Raw genomic sequence first — 21,052 nt, 5'->3', positions numbered from 1 at the left:
TGGCTCACAGGCACTGGCACGGTGCTTGCAAATTTATAGGGGTAAATTGACAAAAAATAAAACGGGGACCCATGGATGACGGCAATTGAACAACCTGCACCCCACCTCTACGATGAGATGCTGTGTAGCGACGGCGTTCACGAGCACTACCAGGCCTACCTGCAGTGGCTCGAGAATACGCCGGACGCCACCCTGGAACAGAAACGCCGCGAGGCCGATACCCTGTTCCGACGATTCGGAATCACCTTCAATGTCTACGGGGAAGAAGAAGGTACCGAACGCCTGATTCCCTTCGACCTGATCCCCCGTATTATCCCCGCCTCCGAGTGGACCCATCTTGAACTCGGGCTGCGCCAGCGGGTTACCGCCCTGAACCGTTTCCTGCACGATATTTACCACGACCAGGAAATTCTCCGCGCGGGCATCATTCCCGCCGACCAGGTTCTGACCAACCAGCAATTCCAGGTGGCGATGCTCGGCGTCGACCTGCCCGGGCACAATTACATCCCCATCACCGGCGTCGACCTGATTCGCGACAACAACGGCGAGTACTTTGTACTGGAAGACAACCTGCGTACCCCGTCCGGCGTTTCCTACATGCTGGAAAACCGCAAGATGATGATGCGCCTGTTCCCGGAACTGTTTCTGGCGCAAAGCGTGGCACCGGTAGAACACTACCCCAACCTGCTGCTGGAAACCCTGCAGGGCGCCAGCGATGCAGACAATCCTTGCGTGGTGGTACTCACCCCGGGACGTTACAACAGCGCCTTTTTTGAGCACGCCTTTCTCGCGCAGCAGATGGGCGTCCCCCTGGTGGAGGGCGCAGACCTGTTCGTGCGCAACGGCTGTGTTTACATGCGCACCACTACCGGCCCGCGTCAGGTGCATGTGATTTACCGCCGCATCGACGATGCGTTTCTCGATCCACTGGCCTTTGATCCCAGCTCCATGCTCGGCGTACCGGGACTGCTCACCGCCTACCGCGACGGCAATGTCATTCTCGCCAACGCCCTGGGCACGGGGGTCGCCGATGACAAATCCATTTACCCCTACGTGCCGGACATGATCCGCTTTTATCTGGACGAGGAACCCATCCTCAATAATGTACCGACCTGGGTATGCCGCAAGGAAGAGGATCTGGCCTATGTGCTGGAGCACCTTGAGGAACTGGTGGTGAAGGAAGTGCACGGCGCCGGCGGCTACGGCATGCTGATCGGCCCCAAGGCAGACCGAGAGGAAGTGGACACTTTCCGCCAGCTGTTGCGCAACAACCCGGCCAATTACATCGCGCAACCGACCCTGTGCCTGTCCACCTGCCCGACCATGGTGAACGAGGGAATCGCACCGCGACATATCGACCTGCGGCCATTTGTGTTGAGCGGCAATGAAATAAAACTGGTGCCCGGCGGGCTCACCCGGGTGGCGCTGCGCGAGGGCTCCCTGGTGGTCAACTCCTCCCAGGGCGGCGGCACCAAAGACACCTGGGTACTGGAGGGCGCCCCATGCTGAGCCGCACCGCAAACAGTATTTACTGGATGGCCCGCAGCCTGGAGCGCGCGGAAAACCTCACCCGTCTGCTGGATGTCAGCCACAACATGTCGCTGATGCCGAACTCCAAGGGCGGCCAACAGGAGCTGCTGGCACCGCTGACCATCACCGGCCGCCTGGATCAGTTCCGCGAAACCTATCCGCAGCTAAATGCCGAAGCATTGCTGGAATTCTTCCTGTTCGACGAAAGCAATGACGGCTCCATATTCAGCAGCATTCGATCCGCCCGCGACAACGCCCACAGCGTGCGCGACAAACTTTCCTCAGAGGCCTGGGAAAGTATCAATGCAACCTGGCTGGAGCTGCGGCACCGCCGCCAGCGCGGCATCAACCACGAGGGCGTAAAAAGCCTGATCGACTGGATCAAGCAGCGCTCCCACGAATTCCGCGGCGCCGCCTACGGCACCATGCTGCATAACAATGTCTTCCACTTCATGCGCCTGGGGACCTTCATCGAACGGGCGGACAATACCGCGCGCATCCTGCGGGTAAAACTCGAGGTGATGGAATCGCAGCACAACAGCAATCACGCCATCGACTTCTACCAGTGGAATGCCCTGCTACAGAGCCTCGGTGCCTACGAGGCCTACCACGATAAATACACCGGCGGGCTCACCACCCGCAATGTTACCGAGCTGCTAATTCTCTCCGCGGAACTGCCGCGCTCCCTGCGCTACTGCATTGGTGCGCTGATGAGCCAGCTGATTGCCATTGAGGGGGATCAGGGCCAGGCAGCCAAACGTCTGTGCGCCGAGTTGCATGCACGCCTGGAGTATGGCGAGGTGGAGTTCATCATCCGATTCGGGCTGAACGACTACCTGAACGACCTGCTGCGGCGTATTCACGCCATCGGCGACGAGATTCACCGCAGTTACTGGGAGGGCGCATGAAGCTCAGCATTGACCATGTCACCGACTTCACCTACGACACCGAAGTCACCCACAGCATCCAGTATCTGCGACTGACACCCCAGCCCTCCGCCGGACAGCAAATCCTGCAATGGCACCTGGACGCACCGGGCAGCGTGCACCGCACCCTGGATACTTACGGCAACATTCTGCACGTATGCACCGTGGACCAGCCACACCAGGGCATCACCATTCGCGCCCAGGGCACCGCGGAGATCGGTGAAGACGAGCAACCGGAACGTGAAAACCGGATACCGCCGGAGGTTTTCTTGCGCACCTCCCCGCTCACCGAACCCAGCGATGCCATGCGGGAATTCGCGCGGGGCTTTCGTCCTGCAGGCACGCAGGCGCAAGCGGGCCGGCACCAGCTGATTGAATTGATGTCCGCGCTACTGGAGCGCATCCCCTATCGCAGCGGTATGACCCACGCTCAAAGCAGCGCGGCCGACGCCTTCGCCCAGGGGTTCGGGGTGTGCCAGGATCACAGCCATATCTTTATCGCCTGCTGTCGCTGGCTGGGTATTCCCGCGCGCTATGTCAGTGGCTATGTTCACGCCGGAGACGACCAGCATATTGCCAGCCACGCCTGGGCCGAGGCGTGGGTGCAAGATGCCTGGTACAGCTTTGATGTGAGCAACGGGCTTTCGGCCACCAACCACCACCTGAAACTGGCCCACGGCATCGATTATCTGGATGCGTCACCGGTACGCGGGATTCGCTGGGGTGGCGGCGCGGAAAGCATGCGCGCCTATGCCCTGGTAGACCAGGTGGATCGCCGCACGGCGGAAGAGCAAGCGCAGCAGTGAGCAGACTCATGACAAGCTCCCCGGCTGGTGCTACCTTTCCTGCGCACAACACGCGCACAGGATTGCCATGACGTACTGTATTGCCATGCGATTAAACGAGGGACTGGTCTTTACCTCAGACACCCGCACCAACGCCGGTGTCGACCAGGTTGCCAGCTTTCGCAAAATGCACCTTTTCCAGCAGTCGGGGGAACGCTGCTTTACCCTGCTTACCTCCGGCAACCTCGCCACGTCCCAGAACCTGATCAGCCGCCTGCAGATCCAGATCGAAGAAAAGGAGGAGCCTAACCTGTTTACCGTCGGCAGCCTGTTTCGCGCCGCGGAACTCATCGGCGAACAGGTGAAGTCGATTATTTCTCACAATGCCCAGGGACAGCAGAATGCCGGCGTGGACTTTGGCAGCCACGTCCTGTTCGGCGGACAGATTCGCGGCGAGGCGCCACGCCTGTTCCATATCTACCCCGAGGGGAACTTCATCGAGGCCACCGAAGATACCCCCTATCTGCAGATTGGCGAGAGCAAATACGGCAAGCCCATCTTGGACCGGATCATCCACTACGATACCGGCCTGAACCAGGCGGTAAAATGCGCCCTGATCTCCTTCGACTCGACCATGCACTCGAATTTATCGGTGGGTATGCCGCTGGATATTGCCGTGTATCGCAATGACGCGCTGGAACTCAGCATGGAGCGGATCGAAGCGGACGATGATTATTTCAACCGCCTGCGGCAGTCATGGAGTGCCGGCATCAAGCTGCTGTTTGACGATATGCCGTGAGTGCAGGCCAAACCAGAACGCGCAGGCGCATGCGCCTGCCGCCCAGTCAGATTCTCAATCACTCTGCAGCGCATCGATGGGATTGAGGCGCGAAGCCTTGATTGCCGGATACACCCCGAATAGCAGGCCGATGGCCGCACATACACTGAATGACAGCAGTATCCCGCTCAGCGACCAGGACACGGCCCATCCCGCATAAAGCGCGATCACTTCCGACAGCAACACGCCGAACAGAATACCCAGCAAGCCGCCGAGAATGGCAATGGTGAAGCTTTCGATCAGGTACTGACTGCGGATATCCCGTCGTGTGGCACCTACGGCCCGCAGCAGGCCAATTTCGCTGGTGCGCTCGAGAACCGTGGCGAGCATGATATTCATAATGCCGATACCCCCGACCAGCAGGGAGATGCCGGCAACACAGGACATCACGATATTGAAGATGGCCTGGGTCTCCATCTTCTGTGCCATCAGTGCCGCCGGCACCACCATGGTGAAATCCTTGACGCTGTTGTGACGGCGATTGAGCAGATGGGCAATGGCCCGCGCCGCCTCACCGGCATCGGTGCCGTCCACCAGCCTGAATTTCAATTCGGTCACTTCCGCGGCGAGCGGTTCACCGGGGAAGCGCTGCATCGCGGCGGACAGGGGAATAAATACCTGATCCTGCTCCGCGCCGAGACGCACCCCCTCAAATTCAGAACCTGCCACAAACGGCGAGTCGAGCACACCGACGACGGTAAACCAGAGCTGATTGATCTTGATCCGCTCCCCCAGCGCAGAGCGCCCGGGGAACAGTTGCCGCGCTACCGACTCCCCCAGCACCGCCACCTGGGCGAAATACTGCTCATCTTCGGGTTCAATCAAGCGACCGGCAGCGAGCTCAAACGGAGACATGCGGAAATACGCGGGACTGACGCCGGTAGCCGCGGCCTCGCTTTTTCCAAAACGGCTATAAAGAGCGTAGGTTTCCAGGGATTTCTGGGCCGCGAAGGCCTCGACAAAATTCAGGGTAGCCAGCACCGCCTCGCCGTCGCGCAGGCTGAGACCCGCGGACTGCTTGCGCTGTTCGAACAGCTCCTCCTTCTCCAGCTCCGGCCCCTGCACAATCAGGTTGTTGAGACCCATTGTCTCGATCATGCGCAGGGCTTCGCGCTCGGCGCCCTTGCCGATATTGAGCATGGCGATTACCGCACCGACGCCAAAGATCATGCCCAGCAGAGTCAACAGGGTACGCAGCTTGTGCTGGGAAAGTTCTGCCAACGCTTCACGAAAACTGGTCAGCAGCGCACCGCGGCCACGGGACAGCTTGAACAGCGCAACAAACTGTGCAAACCGGGAACTACCAAACGCCCCTACCGCGTTGTCTTGCGCGCTCATGTATCTGCCTCCTGCGACATCCGGCCTGCCGGAGATACCTCGTAGAGGGAAATCCGTTCACCGGGCTCGAGGCCTTCGGTGATTTCAATGTGCGTGGGGGTCACCTGCCCTGTGGTGACATTGCGACGCTGGAAGCGCCCATCGCGGTAGAGATAGACAAAGGCACCCGCGCCATCCCGGAACAGACTCTGCGCCGGGATTTCCAGGCGCGGACTGGCATCCACCACCAGGATCTGCGCGCGCACGTCGCGATCGAGTTTGAATTGCCGGGGAAACTGCTCATCAAACGCCGCCATTACCTGATAGTATTTTTGAGGATTGCCCCGCTCGATGGTCGAGGGCGCCGCGCTGACAGTTTTCACTTTGGCGGCGAAGCGCTTTGCGGGATCCGTCTCGAACCACACGCTCACCGCCTGCCCTTCCGCGAGACCAATCGCCTCGCGCTCTGCTACCTGCAGCTTTGCCTGCATCACGCTGGTATCCGGCAGGTCGGCAACCTTGTGCCCCGGCCACACTTGACCACCCACCTTGGGTTTGTCCCCGCGCCAGTTGGCGGCATAGGTCAAGATGCCATCATGGGGCGCCACAATTTCCAGCTCTGACAGCCCCTCCTGCAAACGCCCTATCTGCGCGCTGTGCTTTTGTTGTGCCACTGCGAGCACGGCCAGCTCGCCCTCGGCACCGGTCGCGAAGCGCTCGCTTTTCCAGTCCAGGTAATCCAGTTTCGATTGCAGGTAGCGGGTATCCAGCTGCTCCTCCAGGATCTCCAGGCGCGACTTGAGTCGATCATCGTCCACGGAAAAACGCTCGGCAAAGCCCTTTTCGACCGCCACCTGGTCAATATCCGCGAGAATCGCCACCTGCTCGGTATCCAGCAGGCCACGCTTTTCCCGCAGGTCTTCTTCTGCCTGGGTCAACTCACTTGCCGCGTAGCTCTGGCGGCGACGCATCGACTCGCCATCAAAACGGGCAATCACATCGCCCTTTTTCACCAGCGAATACTCCGGCGCAAGCCAGGCAATGAATTTCGGCGGCCCCGATGACGGTGCCTGAATGGCGGTGGCGGACTCCGCTTGCAGCTCACCCCGCGCGGGCACCAGCCCTGCCCTTTCGATGTACTGAACTTCGAAAAGCAGCGGTTCCGACTGTTTTTCTGCGCAGGCGCCAAGCACCGTGGACAGACACAAAAGCAGGATACTTAACGAGGATTTTGACTTCACAGCACCTCCTCCGCCGACGCCAGCTTTTTCCCCGCGGGATCGCCAAGGGACAGGGATGCAGTCATGCCGGGTTTCAATGACGAGCCTCCAGTTTCCTCAAGCCCCACCAGCAGATCGACTACCCGGCGCCGGTCACCGGTGGCGCGGTCGCGCACTACCCTTCCAAGCTCCAGAATCTCGCCGCGCAAGGTAACCGCTTCCGCACCATCGATGGCCACGGCTACGCCTGTACCGATACTCAGGTATGCCTTGTCTACCTCATCGGCCTGCGCGCGTACCCGCATCTGACTGAGATCGGAAATCTGCAGCACTGGCTGACCAAATCGAACCGATTCACCCGCCGAGGGCTTTTCCCCCTTCCAGTTGGCGACATACTGCACCAGGCCCGAGATAGACGCTTTGACCTTGAGCTTTTCCACTTCGGACTCGAGCACCGCCACTTCCCCTTCGGAGCGCGCGACCTTATGCCTGGCCATGGAGATACGCAGCTCACCCGTGCGCTTGTGCATTTCCGCGAGCTTGCGAGCCAGGGTCAGGTCGTTGCGGGCAATTTCAAAATCAATTGCGGCTTTTTCCCGTTCGATTCTCGACATGGACTGATCGAGGATCTTGGCTCGGCGCTCCGCTTTTTCGAACTCCGCGCGCTTTTCCTCGATCGCCAGAATATCGTCTTTTGCGGTCTGCTTTTCCTTGAGCAGAGTATTGTTGAGTTCACTGCGCCACTGCTTGAGTTCGGACTTCTTTTCGATCAGCCGTTCGCGCACCGCCTTGTCATCGAACGCGACCACTACCTCACCCTCTTCTACATGACTGTTCTCGGGCGCCATGCGCTTGATGCTGTACTGCCACATGCGGTCGATCGCAGGTGGCGCCACCATGACCGAGCGCGCCGATTCCAGCTCTCCTGCAATCGGCAGTATCGACGTGCGCGCCGACCGATGCGTAGTTTCCGTGATTTCCTCGCCACTACAGGCGGTGAGCAGTAAGGTGAGTAACGCGGCCATCTTTTTCATTGGGCTGCCCCCGCAAATTCAATGCGCGCACCCATGCCCGGCAGCAGTTCAACCTCTGGCATTTCGATGAATTTGAATACCAGGCGATAATAAAGTCCCGGCCCCAACTGCTGTCGTTTTTGCGGCTGCGTAGAAACTTCGGCAAGCCGTGTGGGAATACGGCGTTCCAGATAAGCATCAAATACCAGCTCGGCTTCCTGCCCGCTTTGTACCCGGTCTGCGTCCACCTCATGCAGCCAGGCTTCAACGTACAGGTCGCTCAGGGAAGGGATTTCCGCAATCAACCAACCCGGTTGGGCCGTCATCCCCACAAATACCCGCTCACCGGTCCAGGGATGTTTGCCGTACAGAACCGGACCCGATCGCTCGGCACGCAGGGACATGGACGCAAGCTGTGCGCGCTTGTGCTCGAGCCGGGTCTGCGAAGTGGCAATTTTGGCCCGCTGCTTTGTCGCCGCCACTTCGCGGGTCAGCTCAGCCTGCGCCAACTCCTTGCGCGCCTTGCGCACCGCGGACTCGGCTTCCTTCTTGGCCACCTGGTAGGACTCGAACTCGTAGGCACTCAGGTACTGCTCGGGTACCGCGGCATCGATAGCGGCCTTTTTCAGCAATAGCTCCGCACGCTTTAAGGCAAACTTCTTCTCCAGCACGTCCTGCTCGAACTTGCTGTCGTCTTTCTTCAGCTTTTCCTCGGCAGTTTCCAGGGCCACCATTTCCGAATCGATTTCCCCCTGAATGGTCGCGCCGTCAAACACGGCAACAATCTCGCCGGGTTTTGCCACCTGCCCCTCTGGCATCAACCACTGTACTTCCACTCGCCAGTTATCGGTCATGGGCGACATAAACGACTGGCTTTCTTCCGCCCGCAACTCTCCGCTTAGCAGCAGCGGCGCTTGCAGGGCCATCACCGGGTTTGCCGCGAACAGCAGTCCAAGCAGCGCTATACGGTACATTTTGAATCCTCCACCACTTCGCCATCGCTCATCCGGATAATGCGCTGTGCGCGGCTAGCCACTTCCTGCTCGTGGGTCACCATCACAATGGTCTGGCCTTCGCTGTGCAGGGCGCAAAGCAGTTCGAGAATTTCTTCGGAGGTTTTGCTGTCGAGGTTGCCGGTGGGTTCGTCGGCAAAAATGACCTTGGGACGATTGATCAGCGCCCGTGCGATGGCCACACGCTGACGCTGACCACCGGACATTTCAAAGGGACGATGGTCAATACGGTGGCCGAGCCCCACCCGGGTAAGCATTTCGGCGGCGCGTGTACCGGCATCCTCAGCGCCGCTTGCGTCGGCAAATCTCAGCGGCAACATGACATTCTGCTGAGCGGTAAGACGCGGTAACAGGTGAAAGGTCTGGAAGATAAAGCCGATATGGCGATTGCGGATAGCGGAGAGGGATTCGTCGTCGAAACTGGAAACTTCGCGGCCGTCGAGCCAGTACTGGCCGGCGGTCTGCTGATCCAGACAGCCCAGGATGTTCATCAGCGTCGACTTGCCGGACCCGGACGAACCCATCACAGCGACAAATTCATTCTTTTCAATATGCAGGGAAACATCGCGCAGCGCCGTCACTTTGGCATCGCCGTCGCCATACTCCCTGCGCAACTCTTTTATTCTTATCACGCGCCAGTCCGTTGTCAGCCGGCAAAGGCCGGCTTATGTAATACGATATTTACATACCGTTGCAGGTTACCGAATCCCCCCAGACGACGCAATCTGTGTCCACCTACTGCTGCTCCTTGAGCTGGGTGATCTCGTCGCGCAGTTTCGCCGCAGCTTCAAACTCGAGATTCTTGGCGTGCTGGTACATCTGCTCTTCCAGCTCTTCGATCCTGGCCCAGCGCTGCTGATCGGTGAGCGGCTTCTGGTCGGCTTTATAGGTACCGCCTTTCTCCGCCACTTTGCGACGGCCACGGCCCGGAACGCCCGGAGCGATGGCGCCCTCCATAATATCGGCAACGCTTTTAAAGATACCTTTCGGGGTAATACCGTGCTCCTTGTTGTGCTCCAGCTGTTTTTCCCGACGACGCTGGGTTTCATCCAGCGCCCGCTGCATGGAATCCGTAATCTTGTCCGCGTACAGGATTGCTCGGCCCTCAAGGTTACGGGCGGCGCGACCAATGGTCTGAATCAGGGAGCGGTCCGAGCGGAGGAAGCCCTCCTTGTCGGCATCGAAAATAGCGACCAGGGAAACCTCGGGCATATCCAGGCCCTCTCGCAACAGGTTGATCCCCACCAGCACATCGAACTCACCAATACGCAGGTCGCGGATGATTTCCACCCGCTCTACGGTGTCGATATCCGAGTGCAGGTAGCGCACACGTACGCCGTTGTCGCTCAGGTACTCGGTCAAATCTTCCGCCATGCGTTTGGTCAGCACGGTAATCAATACACGCTGCCCCGCATCCACACACCGATGGATTTCGGAAAGTGTATCGTCCACCTGTGTAGCCGCCGGACGCACCTCCACGATGGGGTCAACCAGGCCGGTGGGACGCACCACCTGCTCAACCACAGCCCCGGCGTGCTCCGCCTCGTATTTGCCCGGCGTCGCGGATACAAAGATCGTCTGCGGCGACAGGTTCTCCCACTCCTCAAACTTGAGCGGGCGATTATCCAGTGCCGACGGCAGGCGGAATCCGTACTCCACCAGGGTCTCTTTGCGCGAGCGGTCGCCGCGGTACATACCGCCGATCTGCGGCACGGTCACGTGACTCTCGTCGATGATCAGCAAGGCATCGTGCGGCAGGTAATCGAACAGCGTGGGCGGTGGCTGGCCCACGTCGCGCCCGGAGAGATAGCGCGAATAGTTTTCCACCCCGTTGCAGTAGCCCAGCTCCTGCATCATCTCCAGGTCGTAACGGGTGCGCTGCTCAAGGCGCTGCGCTTCCAGCAGTTTGTTGTTGTCGCGCAGCTGTTCGAGGCGCTCCTTGAGCTCGTCCTTGATCTGGTCGATGGCCTTGACGATGGTTTCCCGCGGCGTCACATAGTGGGACTTGGGGAAAATCGTGATCCGCGGCACCTTGTGTAGCACCTCCCCGGTCAACGGGTCGAACAGGGTGATCTCTTCTATTTCCTCATCGAACAAGGACAGACGCACCGCCTCCATATCCGAGTCGGCGGGGTAAATATCGATAATGTCCCCGCGTACCCGGTAGGTCGCACGGCGGAAATCGGCGTCGTTGCGGGTGTACTGCAGCTCTGCCAGGCGGCGCAGGATGGTGCGCTGATCGACGATATCGCCGCGATCCAGGTGCAGCACCATTTTCAGGTATTTGTCCGGATCGCCGAGACCATAGATGGCGGACACCGTCGCCACCACGATCACATCCTTGCGCTCGATCAGCGCCTTGGTGGCGGACAGACGCATCTGCTCGATATGCTCGTTGACCGAGGCATCCTTCTCGATAAAGGTATCCGACGACGGCACATAGGCTTCCGGCTGGTAGTAGTCGTAGTAGGAAACAAAGTACTCCACGGCGTTGCGCGGGAAGAACTCCTTGAGCTCGCCGTAGAGCTGCGCCGCGAGGGTCTTGTTGTGGGCCATGACAATAGCGGGCCGCTGCACCTGGGCAATGACATTGGCCATGGTGAAGGTCTTGCCCGACCCGGTCACACCCAGCAGGGTTTGGTGCGCGAGACCGTCGCCGATGCCTTCTACCAGCGCCTCGATTGCGGCTGGCTGGTCACCGGCCGGCTCGTACTTGCTCACCACTTCAAATGGTCGCGATTCCATATACCCTACTCACTCATAAGCTCTGCACGCGCGGCGCGCGCATCCAAGAAGGAAATTGTAGGCGGATGACCACCACGGCGACAAATCTCGCCACCTCGGTCACAAGCATCGGCGAGAAAATAAACACTGCAAAATCAAAGAGTTATTTTTAAATAAAGGGGTTGACCTACTCTGGGGTGCTCTATAAGATACGCGCCATCTGACCGGGACGACTTTTTCCGGACCGATCAGACACAGTTCCGCCTTAGCTCAGTTGGTAGAGCAAATGACTGTTAATCATTGGGTCGCTGGTTCGAGCCCAGCAGGCGGAGCCAAATTCAAAAACCCCGCAGCCGGCAATGGCTACGGGGTTTTTATTTAGAGCTATGCTCTATTCGGGCGTCCTCACCAACAGGCCCCACCCCAAAATTCCGCCTTAGCTCAGTTGGTAGAGCAAATGACTGTTAATCATTGGGTCGCTGGTTCGAGCCCAGCAGGCGGAGCCAAATAAAGAAACCCCGCACCTGAAAAGGTTGCGGGGTTTTTTATTACCCGATTTTCTTGCACAGCGGGCTTACCGCCAAAAAATAAAAAGCCCCGCGCGACGCACAGGGCTTCTGTCAGCTTTCCGGGCGCTCAGACCTATCACCCCGCACAGCCAGAATCACACCTCAGGCATCTCCCCGGTCAGGCGACGCACTCTGCTGCGGCCACCGGTCGGCAGCTGCTTCACTTCCGCACCGCGCTCGGCCGCAATCGTCGGCAGGCCCCGCTCTGCGGCCGTGGCGATGGACTGATTCCAGACCACGTCGATCAGCTCCTGTTTCGGCGCATAGTCTTTCACCGCCTCAACCAGGATGCGATGGACACTTTCCGCGTCCTGACGGGCGCAGGCTTCACGCAGCTCACCAATAAACAACTGCAACTGGTCGCTGGACAGGCGCTCTTCTTCTGCCCGCATGATCATCGGATGATCAGTGCCCGCAACCTTATCTCCCAGCAACAACTCTTCGTAGAGTTTTTCCCCGGGGCGCAATCCGGTGATCTGGATTTCGATGTCCCCATCCGGATTGGCGTCGTCGCGTACGGTGTGCCCCATAATCTGGATCAGGCGCCGGGCGATATCCAGAATACGCACCGGCTCTCCCATATCGAGGACGAAAACCTCGCCTTTGCGCCCCATGCTACCCGCCTGCAGCACCAGCTGTGCAGCTTCCGGAATAGTCATAAAGAATCGGGTTACTTTGGGGTGGGTCACCGTTACCGGGCCACCGGCATTGATCTGGTCGGTAAACAGGGGGATAACCGAACCCGATGAGCCGAGTACATTGCCAAAGCGCACCATGCACACCCGGGTGCGGCCAAAGCGCCGCCCGAAATCCTGGCAGATCAGTTCTGCCAGGCGCTTGGTTGCCCCCATCACGTTGGTGGGGCGCACCGCCTTGTCAGTGGAGACCAGCACAAACTGCTCAACGCCTGAGGCCTCGGCAGCCTCCAGTACAGACAGCGTGCCCAGGACGTTGTTCTCGGCGCCCACTGCGACGTTCTGCTCTACCAGCGGCACATGCTTGTAGGCCGCCGCGTGATAGATCGTGTGAATTTTGAACGACTGGATAATCTCCGCCATCCGGGTGCGATTGCGCACATCGCCCAACAGCGCTGTCACTTCCACCTGAAGGTTTTCATCCAGCTGCTGCTGGCGCAGTTCCCGCTCGATCTGGTAAAGGGAGAATTCCGAGGCCTCCAGCATGATGAGCTGCGCAGGCCCCCACTGGATGATCTGCCGACAGAGCTCGGATCCAATGGACCCCCCCGCCCCGGTCACCAGTACGACTTTGCCCGCAATGGAGGAGGACACCAGCTCTTTCTGGGGCTCTACTGGCGCACGGCCGAGGATGTTTTCATAGATCTGGGAGACATCGGAAACGCGTCCGGCGCTGTCCACCAGCTCTTCCATACCCGGAATCACTTTCACCACCACGCCCCGCTCTCGCAGACTGCGGGTGATTTCCCGGCGCCGGCGCTTGGGCACACCGGGCATGGCCAGCAGTACCTCGGAAATATCCCGATCGGCAATGACTTCCAGAATATTGGCGGGACTGTATACGAGTACCCCATCGATCAGGGTATTTTGCTTGGAGGCATTGTCATCGAAGAAGGCGACGGTTTTGTACATCTCGCCGTGGATCAGCCCCTTGTACAGCTGAAGACCCGCGGTGCCGGCGCCGTAGATAGCCACCCGGTTTTTGTGGATTTCCAGCGCCATCTGGTAATAGATACGCACCAACCAGCGGGAGCCACCTACGGTAATCAGCGCGAAACACCAGTAAATGACAGGAACTGAACGCGGCACACCCGCGTAAGTAAGGTAGGAAGCGACGGCGAGCACCACCGCCGAGGCGGTAACCCCCTGGAGCACAGCGACGATCGCCTGCTGACCCATGTAGCGGATTACTGTGCGGTACAAGCCCAACCGCAGAAAGATGAAACTACTGGAGACCAGCGTCATCCCGAGGCACAGCGCCATTGCCGGCTCGGTAACCAGACCGGCCCCATTGAACCGGATGGTCATCGCCAGCAGGAATGCCGCCGTCAACATCAGCAAATCGTATGACAGCATTAAAACCGGCTTGTAGTTTTTTTGCGCAGCCTTGTAAAAGCGCTTCACTATTCCCCCAATATGATCCGGTCCCGGATCGGAGCGATCCATTCCCTAAACAAATACATCTCACCTTCCGATGGAATAATTCAAGCTACTCCAGATAGTACCAGCAGCAACGCCACCAGGGACGTGCAGAGCATCACGGACAACTCGATAAAAAGTGAAGTTTTTACCCCAAACCCCAAAGCCATTCGCTGGTACAGGTGTTGCCGGTGCGCTTCCCACCAGCGCTCTCTCTTCAACACCCGGATAATCAAGGTCACTGTCGCATCTAGCCAGAACGGCAAAAATACCAACAGCGGCACCAGCCAGTGGAATACCCCTTGCCGCCAACCCGACACACTCACCGCAAATGCCGCCAGGCCAATTACGGTAGAGCCCGCATCCCCGAGGAAGATACGCGCCTGCGGCCAATTGTAGTACAGAAACGCGACGCTACAGATGGCAATCAGAAAACAAATACCCGCCAGGGCGGTCGCCCCCTGCAAAGCGCAAACAATGCCCAATGTGGCAAAGCCGATACCGGTCATGCTGCCCGCAAAACCGTCCATGCCGTCCATAAAGTTGTACAGGTTGATGCACCACACACCGGCAAAAATCAGAGCGGGCCACAAAAGCCAGGGTTCGACCTGAGGCGCGAGTGAATACAATAGCAACGATACGGACAAAGTTTGTACAGCAAAGCGCAAGCCGGCGCCTAACTGACGTAAATCGTCTACCAGTGACACTAAAAACAACAGGAGAAAAGCAAAAACGGTGCCAATGGAGAGCGTCATACCACTGACCACAATACCGGAGGTTACACCGGCAATCAGTGCCCAGCCACCGGTACGCGGCACCGGCGTCTCATGCAGGGAGCGATGATTTGGCGTATCCAGCGCCAGGTTCCCCAGACGGGCAAGCAGCACACGCAGAATACACACGGTCACTACACAAGACACCAACAACGGGGTCAGCCAAACTTCCACTACCGCCCCCATTATTCACCCCTCAAGAATTGACTGTAACGCCCTTCCGGCCGCCAGTTGAGCCGCGATTTTAGGCGCCCAGCACTATAAAGCTCGCTCCTCGCCACTTCAAGGACGCCAGTCTTAACTCCCAGAGCCGAAAGCAGCCGAAATGGCAACAGCAGCAACCCGGCGAAAAAGCGATCACTTTTTACACTGCGCCCACTGGCTGCCGCGCTGATCGTCGCGAGGTTGTAATACCGAGGCTCAGCGGCGATAAACACCTCACGATTACAGCTGGAACCCGCCAGTATCGCTATGGCGGTCAGCAGATCTTCCAATGCTACGAAACTGCGGTATCCGGTTGCCGGCACCACGGGAACCAGCTTACACCACCGTCTCAACCGGTTCCGCCATACAAACGCGCGCTTGCGCGGGGTCGGCTGCCCTCCCCCCACATCTCCGGAAAACTGCCCGTAAACAGCCGCCGGACGCAAAATATTCACTCGCATCTTGCACTGCTGGGCCAATAACCCCTGCTCTGCGCGCCACTTACTCTGCCCATAGGGATCGGTGGCTGGCTGTCCGGCACTTTCTCCGGCAACTTCTCCAGCGGGCGCACGCACCGCCTTGACACTTGAGAGGTATATAAACTGATCCACCCCCGCCCTGTCAGCGAGGGACAGCAATGTGCATGGCAGCTGATTGTTCAGCGTGTCCGCCAGTGCGGGATTCTTACGGCAATCTTTTGCGGAAGACATCCCGGCCGCATAGACCACAATGTCACCCGGCTGAAATACACCAGCAAACGCTCCCGCTATAAACTCCCCAATCTGAAGGTGGCTACACCCCTGCGGACCGGCCGCACCACGAGATACGGAGAGCACCGCGTTGCCGTCCTCAACCAGGTAGCGACACAGGGCCGAACCGATATATCCCGAGCTGCCTATTACCACCCAGCGCATTTTTACGTTTTCTACCTTCTATGTTTTTCGGTTGAGCCCAGCTCGATCTAATCTCACAAAAAAAGACAGCGCCCTGTGGCGCTGTCTCGGCGAGATCATTACAGCTGGATCCGATCCTTGTTCTTTTCCAGTGTGGCAAGCCCGATCCCTTTCACCTCCAGCAACTGCTCCATGCTGGAAAAGTTTCCGTTCGCTTCGCGGTACTCCACGATCAGTGCCGCTTTTGCCGGGCCGACGCCTTCAAGCACCTCGGACAACTCCTCCACGGTGGCGGTGTTCAGGTTGACAAGTGTCTGCACCTGCTCCTGAGAAACAGCCTCTTCAGCACTCACCATCGGCGCGTTAGTGACCAACAGCGCAATAGCAAAAATTGCGGCCAGCGGGATACGGAAAAATTTCATGGCAAAATCCTTTTGGTAGTTTTGGGTTTACACTCCTTTTAATTCCGAGGGACGACAAACCTCCCCAAGGCCCGCAAAACTCTACCATCTACAACGGGGATTTTTGAGCGAATCACCATTACACACTATTACAGCGCGGCACACCCGATCTCAAACTTGAACAGCCGTTCCAACCCGAGCCCCGGGGCCTTACCGTTCCGATTTCTGAATTTCTTCCACGATCGCTGCCAGCGCTTCTGCCGGTTTGTCCGCTCCGGTAATCGGGCGGCCAATCACCAGATAATCAGAACCATTTTTCAGCGCCTGTACCGGAGTCACGATACGCCGCTGATCACCCGCGTCAGAGCCCGCCGGGCGAATACCGGGTGTCACCAGGGCAAAATCCGCTCCGCATTCAGATTTCAGCTTTTCGGCTTCCTGCGCGGAACACACCACGCCGTCCAGCCCACTTCCCTGAGCGAGCTTGGCCAGCGCAACCACCTGATCGGCGAGAGGACGGACGACACCGACCGGCGCCAGCTCATCTTCCGCGGTACTTGTCAGCACAGTGACTCCAATAAGCAGCGGGCGCTTGTCCCCCAGCGGGGCCAGAACTTCGGCAGCCGCGCGCATCATCCGTTCGCCGCCGCTGGCATGCACATTGACCATCCATACGCCAAGGTTGGCCGCCGCACGCACCGCTGCCGCCACAGTATTGGGAATGTCGTGGAATTTCAGATCCAGGAATACCTGAAACCCGGACTCAACCAGCTTGCGCACCAGGTCCGGCCCCGCAATGGTGAACAGCTCTTTGCCGACCTTTACCCGACACACCGAGGGATCAAGTTGCGCGGCCATCGCCAGTGCGGCTTCCGCATTGTCGTAATCCAGCGCCACGATCACCGGAGAGGAAACTGAGTCAGTCAATGAACACCTCAAAAGTCAAAAACACGTTGAAGAGTGTGCGCTGCGGGCAGAAGGTCACTCGCCCTCGATGCCCTTCACAGAGCGCACGCTATCCCAGCGTTTGCAGCTGGGGCAAAGCCAGTGCAGCTGGTTACCGGAAAAACCACAGTTATTACAGCGGTAATGGGGCCGGCTGGCGATAAGCTGGTCAATCAGGTTTTTCAGCAGGAACAGGTTTTCCCGCGCACGGCCCTGGGTGCTATCCACGTGCAGGTTGAGAAAATGTCCCAGTCCGCGCAGAGATGGACGCAGGGCCAGCTGTTTGCCAATAAAAGCGGCCGCATCCGCCTCACTTTTCTGCTGATGTATACGTTCGGTCAAAGCGATCAGCACACTGTTGGAGGGATGCTCTTTGAGCAATCGCTCCAGGTAATCCACGAGGCCAGACTCATCGCCCACCGCTTCATAGCTGGTAATCAGCAACTCGAGGATTTCAGGAATATAGTCTGGGTTCTGCTTCGGTACCCGCTCCAGCACCTTGATGGCACTCTGTGGTCGCCCCAGCAGGTATTCGAGGCGCCCGAGCAACAGGTTTGCACGCACCGAATGACGGTCGTACCCCAGCGCGGCATCGATATGCTTGCGCGCGCTCAGATAATCCTTCCCATTGATCGCTTCGTCCGCCAGTTCACAACAGAAATGCGCTTGGATCGGGGCCCACTCTTCCGGCAACTTCTTGAACCGGCGGCTGTGCAACAAGTTGACCGCGTGGATAGCCTTGGCCCACTCCCGCTCATCCCGGTATACCTCAACCAGGTATTCCAGGCTGGTGCTGCGCAATTCGGAAGACGTTTCTACCAGCTCCTGCAACAGGCGCTCGGCGCGATCCAACCATCCCGCGGCAATATAGTCCCGGGCCAGTTCCAACTGGGCCTTTTGCTGACTGATCCGGTTCAGGCTCGGACGGGCAAGCAGGTTCTGGTGTACGCGGATGGCCTGGTCGTGCTCGCCGCGCTTGCGCAGCAGGTTACCCAGGGCCAGATGGGTTTCGAAGGTAGCGCTGCTGACTTCCAACGCATCGATAAACTTTTCGATGGCATCGTTGTGGCGCTCACTGAGAAGGTAATTGAGGCCCTGCGCATAGGACTGCGCCAGCGCCTGGTGCTGATTGTTTTTAGCACCTTTCTTTTTGCCACTCTTGCGACCGAGATACCAGCCGATACCGATGGCGGCAAAAATGAAAATGAAAAACGTCAGGTCGCTCAACTCATTCTCCGGCAACCTGGCGTCGAACCGTATTCAGCTCGCGCTCGGTACGCAGCAACTGACGCTCCAATGCTTTTACCCGGCGACGCTCGGTCCAGTAAGGTAACAGGCTGGCCAGGAAGCCCAGCAAGGCACCGATCAGCAAGAAGCCAATCAGCCAGAACCCCACGCTCCCCGGAAACAGGTCATATCCCGCGAATCTCGGGGTAATGCTTTCCGGATTGTCCACGGCGAAATAAACGCCCAATGCTATACAGGCGAGAGCGAGTACCCCAAACAGTAATCGAGATATCCAGCGCAGAAATGACAAATGAACCTCCGACTCCGTAAGGAGTGCAATATCTATAATCCGTTACAGTGTTAGCCCACTGCAATCAGCTCAGCAATCAAGCGTTTTCATACTCGTCGCGCTGCATCTGCTGATTTACTCTGTCCCTGAGTTCTTTTCCCGGCTTGAAGTGAGGTACATACTTCCCGGCCAGTTCGACGGAATCCCCGGTTTTGGGGTTACGCCCGGTTCGCGGCGCGCGGTAATGCAGGGAAAAACTGCCAAATCCGCGTATTTCTATCCGCTCACCTTCCGCCAGCACACCCGACATGGTGTCCAGCATGACTTTGACCGCCAGCTCCACATCCTTTACCGGCAGCTGATCCAACCTCAGAGCTATCTTATCGATCAGTTCAGACTTGGTCATGCAGTCCGCAATCCTTTCTAAGTCATTGATTATTCTGGAATAGCGGCAATCATCTAATAGAAAGCCGGACTGGGCAACCCCAGTCCGGCTTTCGGATAGCTTCAGCTCATTGAGCCGAAGCCATGAATAGCAAGGATCTATTAGTCTTTGTTATTCATCTGAGCCTTGATCAGGTCACCGATAGTCGCCGGCTGAACCTGCTCAGCCTGCTTCTTGCTGTGATCCTTGATCGCCTGCTTCTCGTCGTCCTGATCCTTGGCTTTGATGGAGAGGCTGATCACGCGGTTCTTGCGATCCACGCTGGTGATCTTGGTCTCTACTTCTTCGCCTTCTTTCAGAGCGTTGCGGGCATCTTCAACCTTATCGCGGCTGATTTCGGAAGCGCGCAGAACGCCTTCAACTTCGTCCGCCAGGGTGATGATGGCTTGCTTGGCGTCCACTTCTTTGATGGTACCCATTACGATGCTGCCGCGATCGTTGTTGGTTACGTAATCAGAGAACGGATCGGATTCCAGCTGCTTGATACCCAGGGAGATACGCTCGCGGTCGGAGTCGATACCCAGGATAACGGTTTCCAGCTCGTCACCTTTCTTGAACTTGCGTACGGCTTCTTCGCCAGCTTCGTTCCAGGAGATGTCGGACAGGTGAACCAGACCGTCGATGCTGCCGTCCAGACCGATGAAGATACCGAAGTCGGTGATGGACTTGATCTTACCGGAGATCTTGTCGCCCTTAGCGAATTTACGCGCGAAGGCATCCCACGGGTTTTCTTGACACTGCTTGATGCCCAGGGAGATACGACGACGCTCTTCGTCGATGTCCAGAATCATTACCTCGACCTCGTCGCCAACATTGACAACTTTGGACGGGTGAATGTTCTTGTTGGTCCAATCCATTTCGGAAACGTGTACCAGACCTTCCACACCTTCTTCCAGCTCTGCGAAGCAGCCGTAGTCGGTCAGGTTGGTTACAACAGCCTTCACGCGGCTGTTTTCCGGGTAACGCTGCTTGATGGAGACCCAAGGATCTTCGCCCAGCTGCTTCAGACCCAGGGATACGCGGCTGCGCTCGCGGTCGAACTTCAGGACTTTTACTTCGATCTCGTCGCCAACGTTCACGATCTCGCTCGGGTGCTTGATGCGCTTCCAAGCCATATCGGTGATGTGCAGCAGGCCGTCGATACCGCCCAGATCTACGAACGCGCCGTAGTCGGTCAGGTTCTTCACGATACCCTTGATCGCCATACCTTCTTGCAGGCTGGCCAGCAGTGCTTCGCGCTCTTCGCTGTTCGCTGCTTCCATTACCGCACGGCGGGAAACAACAACGTTGTTGCGCTTGGCATCCAGCTTGATCACTTTGAAGTCGAGCTCTTTGCCTTCCAGGTGCGCGGTGTCGCGAACCGGACGTACGTCTACCAGAGAGCCCGGCAGGAACGCGCGGATGTTGGCAACGTCAACAGTGAAGCCACCTTTAACCTTGCCGCTGATAACACCTTTAACCACTTCGTCTGCAGCGTGTGCAGCGTCGAGGATTTTCCAGGCTTCAGCGCGCTTGGCTTTTTCGCGGGACAGACGGGTTTCACCGAAGCCATCTTCAACGGCTTCCAGAGCTACCTGTACTTCGTCGCCGATCTGCAGATCGACTTCGCCTTTCTCGTTTTTGAACTGCTCTGCCGGAATAACACCTTCAGACTTCAGGCCCGCGTGTACGGTTACCCAGTCTTTATCGATGTCGATAACCATACCGGTCACGATAGCGCCAGGCGCCATCTCAACACTCTTCAAGCTCTCTTCAAATAACTCAGCAAAGTTCTCGGTCATTACTCATACCTATATGGGGCAGGCCCGGCCGGGGATGACTGTAAA

Annotated in this window: 19 protein-coding genes and 2 tRNA genes; 6 read left to right on the top strand and 15 right to left on the bottom strand. The window is 58.1% G+C overall.

The window, feature by feature from the left end; genetic code table 11:
* The first annotated feature begins 75 nt into the window (after positions 1-75).
* The 4 genes from ACONT6_RS06595 (at position 76) to ACONT6_RS06580 (ending at position 4,040) form a co-directional block, all read left to right on the top strand.
* Positions 76-1,509, top strand: coding sequence for a circularly permuted type 2 ATP-grasp protein (locus tag ACONT6_RS06595; protein ID WP_428820955.1), 1,434 nt, complete (start codon positions 76-78; stop codon positions 1,507-1,509).
* Positions 1,503-2,438, top strand: coding sequence for an alpha-E domain-containing protein (locus tag ACONT6_RS06590; protein ID WP_428820954.1), 936 nt, complete (start codon positions 1,503-1,505; stop codon positions 2,436-2,438). Before ACONT6_RS06595 ends, ACONT6_RS06590 begins: the two co-directional genes overlap by 7 nt.
* Positions 2,435-3,262, top strand: coding sequence for a transglutaminase family protein (locus tag ACONT6_RS06585; RefSeq protein WP_428820953.1), 828 nt, complete (start codon positions 2,435-2,437; stop codon positions 3,260-3,262). Before ACONT6_RS06590 ends, ACONT6_RS06585 begins: the two co-directional genes overlap by 4 nt.
* Positions 3,263-3,329: 67 nt before the next feature.
* A complete protein-coding gene (locus tag ACONT6_RS06580) occupies positions 3,330-4,040 on the top strand; it encodes a peptidase (RefSeq protein WP_428820952.1) in 711 nt (236 codons plus the stop codon).
* Positions 4,041-4,094: 54 nt separating this feature from the next.
* Here ACONT6_RS06580 and ACONT6_RS06575 read toward each other — a convergent pair whose 3' ends face one another.
* The 6 genes from ACONT6_RS06575 to uvrB form a co-directional block, all read right to left on the bottom strand.
* Positions 4,095-5,417, bottom strand: coding sequence for an ABC transporter permease (locus tag ACONT6_RS06575; protein WP_428820951.1), 1,323 nt, complete (start codon positions 5,415-5,417; stop codon positions 4,095-4,097).
* Complete coding sequence (locus ACONT6_RS06570) at positions 5,414-6,637, bottom strand: efflux RND transporter periplasmic adaptor subunit (RefSeq protein ID WP_428820950.1); 1,224 nt, start codon at positions 6,635-6,637, stop codon at positions 5,414-5,416. The genes ACONT6_RS06575 and ACONT6_RS06570 overlap by 4 nt, the downstream gene beginning before the upstream one ends.
* A complete protein-coding gene (locus tag ACONT6_RS06565) occupies positions 6,634-7,650 on the bottom strand; it encodes an HlyD family secretion protein (protein ID WP_428820949.1) in 1,017 nt (338 codons plus the stop codon). Before ACONT6_RS06565 ends, ACONT6_RS06570 begins: the two co-directional genes overlap by 4 nt.
* On the bottom strand, positions 7,647-8,603 hold the full coding sequence (locus tag ACONT6_RS06560) for an HlyD family secretion protein (RefSeq protein WP_428820948.1): 957 nt from the start codon (positions 8,601-8,603) through the stop codon (positions 7,647-7,649). The genes ACONT6_RS06565 and ACONT6_RS06560 overlap by 4 nt, the downstream gene beginning before the upstream one ends.
* Entirely contained in the window at positions 8,591-9,274 is a 684-nt protein-coding gene (locus ACONT6_RS06555) for an ABC transporter ATP-binding protein (RefSeq protein WP_428820947.1), read from the bottom strand. The genes ACONT6_RS06560 and ACONT6_RS06555 overlap by 13 nt, the downstream gene beginning before the upstream one ends.
* Positions 9,275-9,377: 103 nt before the next feature.
* On the bottom strand, positions 9,378-11,387 hold the full coding sequence (gene uvrB, locus ACONT6_RS06550; RefSeq protein WP_428820946.1) for an excinuclease ABC subunit UvrB: 2,010 nt from the start codon (positions 11,385-11,387) through the stop codon (positions 9,378-9,380).
* Between the two features lie 238 nt (positions 11,388-11,625).
* Here uvrB and ACONT6_RS06545 point away from each other — a divergent pair.
* Both ACONT6_RS06545 and ACONT6_RS06540 read left to right on the top strand, forming a co-directional pair.
* Positions 11,626-11,701 (top strand) — tRNA-Asn (locus ACONT6_RS06545).
* 95 nt (positions 11,702-11,796) lie between these two features.
* Positions 11,797-11,872, top strand: a tRNA-Asn gene (locus ACONT6_RS06540).
* Positions 11,873-12,030: 158 nt separating this feature from the next.
* Here ACONT6_RS06540 and ACONT6_RS06535 read toward each other — a convergent pair.
* The 9 genes from ACONT6_RS06535 to rpsA form a co-directional block, all read right to left on the bottom strand.
* Positions 12,031-14,034 carry a polysaccharide biosynthesis protein gene (locus tag ACONT6_RS06535; RefSeq protein WP_428820945.1) on the bottom strand — a complete coding sequence of 668 codons (2,004 nt, stop codon included), beginning with the start codon at positions 14,032-14,034 and terminating at the stop codon, positions 12,031-12,033.
* 80 nt (positions 14,035-14,114) lie between these two features.
* The gene (locus ACONT6_RS06530) at positions 14,115-15,008 is read right to left on the bottom strand and encodes an MraY family glycosyltransferase (RefSeq protein ID WP_428820944.1); all 894 of its coding nucleotides are present in this window, start codon (positions 15,006-15,008) and stop codon (positions 14,115-14,117) included.
* Positions 15,008-15,940 carry an NAD-dependent epimerase/dehydratase family protein gene (locus ACONT6_RS06525; protein WP_428820943.1) on the bottom strand — a complete coding sequence of 311 codons (933 nt, stop codon included), beginning with the start codon at positions 15,938-15,940 and terminating at the stop codon, positions 15,008-15,010. Before ACONT6_RS06525 ends, ACONT6_RS06530 begins: the two co-directional genes overlap by 1 nt.
* 98 nt (positions 15,941-16,038) lie before the next feature.
* Entirely contained in the window at positions 16,039-16,341 is a 303-nt protein-coding gene (locus ACONT6_RS06520) for a ComEA family DNA-binding protein (RefSeq protein ID WP_428820942.1), read from the bottom strand.
* Positions 16,342-16,530: 189 nt separating this feature from the next.
* The gene (gene pyrF, locus ACONT6_RS06515; protein WP_428820941.1) at positions 16,531-17,247 is read right to left on the bottom strand and encodes an orotidine-5'-phosphate decarboxylase; all 717 of its coding nucleotides are present in this window, start codon (positions 17,245-17,247) and stop codon (positions 16,531-16,533) included.
* 54 nt (positions 17,248-17,301) lie between these two features.
* Positions 17,302-18,492, bottom strand: a complete 1,191-nt coding sequence (gene lapB, locus ACONT6_RS06510) for a lipopolysaccharide assembly protein LapB (protein WP_428820940.1) — start codon at positions 18,490-18,492, stop codon at positions 17,302-17,304.
* A gap of 1 nt (position 18,493) precedes the next feature.
* Positions 18,494-18,721, bottom strand: coding sequence for a LapA family protein (locus tag ACONT6_RS06505; RefSeq protein WP_428820939.1), 228 nt, complete (start codon positions 18,719-18,721; stop codon positions 18,494-18,496).
* Between the two features lie 157 nt (positions 18,722-18,878).
* The gene (gene ihfB, locus ACONT6_RS06500) at positions 18,879-19,187 is read right to left on the bottom strand and encodes an integration host factor subunit beta (RefSeq protein WP_181253496.1); all 309 of its coding nucleotides are present in this window, start codon (positions 19,185-19,187) and stop codon (positions 18,879-18,881) included.
* A 140-nt stretch (positions 19,188-19,327) separates the two neighbouring features.
* The gene (rpsA, locus tag ACONT6_RS06495) at positions 19,328-21,007 is read right to left on the bottom strand and encodes a 30S ribosomal protein S1 (RefSeq protein ID WP_078086000.1); all 1,680 of its coding nucleotides are present in this window, start codon (positions 21,005-21,007) and stop codon (positions 19,328-19,330) included.
* Positions 21,008-21,052: the final 45 nt, after the last annotated feature.

This window comes from Microbulbifer sp. MCCC 1A16149 (assembly GCF_050368945.1).
Lineage (GTDB): Bacteria > Pseudomonadota > Gammaproteobacteria > Pseudomonadales > Cellvibrionaceae > Microbulbifer.
Note: the sequence above shows the minus strand (reverse complement) of the source record. Positions and strands in the feature narration are given on the sequence as shown.

Coding starts and splice junctions, on each gene's coding strand:
- ACONT6_RS06560 (WP_428820948.1), bottom strand. CDS start 8,603: ATGTACCGTATAGCGCTGCTTGGACTGCTGTTCGCGGCAAACCCGGTG.
- ihfB (WP_181253496.1), bottom strand. CDS start 19,187: ATGACCAAGTCTGAACTGATCGATAAGATAGCTCTGAGGTTGGATCAG.
- ACONT6_RS06565 (WP_428820949.1), bottom strand. CDS start 7,650: ATGAAAAAGATGGCCGCGTTACTCACCTTACTGCTCACCGCCTGTAGT.
- ACONT6_RS06595 (WP_428820955.1), top strand. CDS start 76: ATGACGGCAATTGAACAACCTGCACCCCACCTCTACGATGAGATGCTG.
- ACONT6_RS06580 (WP_428820952.1), top strand. CDS start 3,330: ATGACGTACTGTATTGCCATGCGATTAAACGAGGGACTGGTCTTTACC.
- ACONT6_RS06575 (WP_428820951.1), bottom strand. CDS start 5,417: ATGAGCGCGCAAGACAACGCGGTAGGGGCGTTTGGTAGTTCCCGGTTT.
- ACONT6_RS06590 (WP_428820954.1), top strand. CDS start 1,503: ATGCTGAGCCGCACCGCAAACAGTATTTACTGGATGGCCCGCAGCCTG.
- rpsA (WP_078086000.1), bottom strand. CDS start 21,007: ATGACCGAGAACTTTGCTGAGTTATTTGAAGAGAGCTTGAAGAGTGTT.
- uvrB (WP_428820946.1), bottom strand. CDS start 11,387: ATGGAATCGCGACCATTTGAAGTGGTGAGCAAGTACGAGCCGGCCGGT.
- ACONT6_RS06530 (WP_428820944.1), bottom strand. CDS start 15,008: ATGGGGGCGGTAGTGGAAGTTTGGCTGACCCCGTTGTTGGTGTCTTGT.
- ACONT6_RS06585 (WP_428820953.1), top strand. CDS start 2,435: ATGAAGCTCAGCATTGACCATGTCACCGACTTCACCTACGACACCGAA.
- ACONT6_RS06525 (WP_428820943.1), bottom strand. CDS start 15,940: ATGCGCTGGGTGGTAATAGGCAGCTCGGGATATATCGGTTCGGCCCTG.
- ACONT6_RS06520 (WP_428820942.1), bottom strand. CDS start 16,341: ATGAAATTTTTCCGTATCCCGCTGGCCGCAATTTTTGCTATTGCGCTG.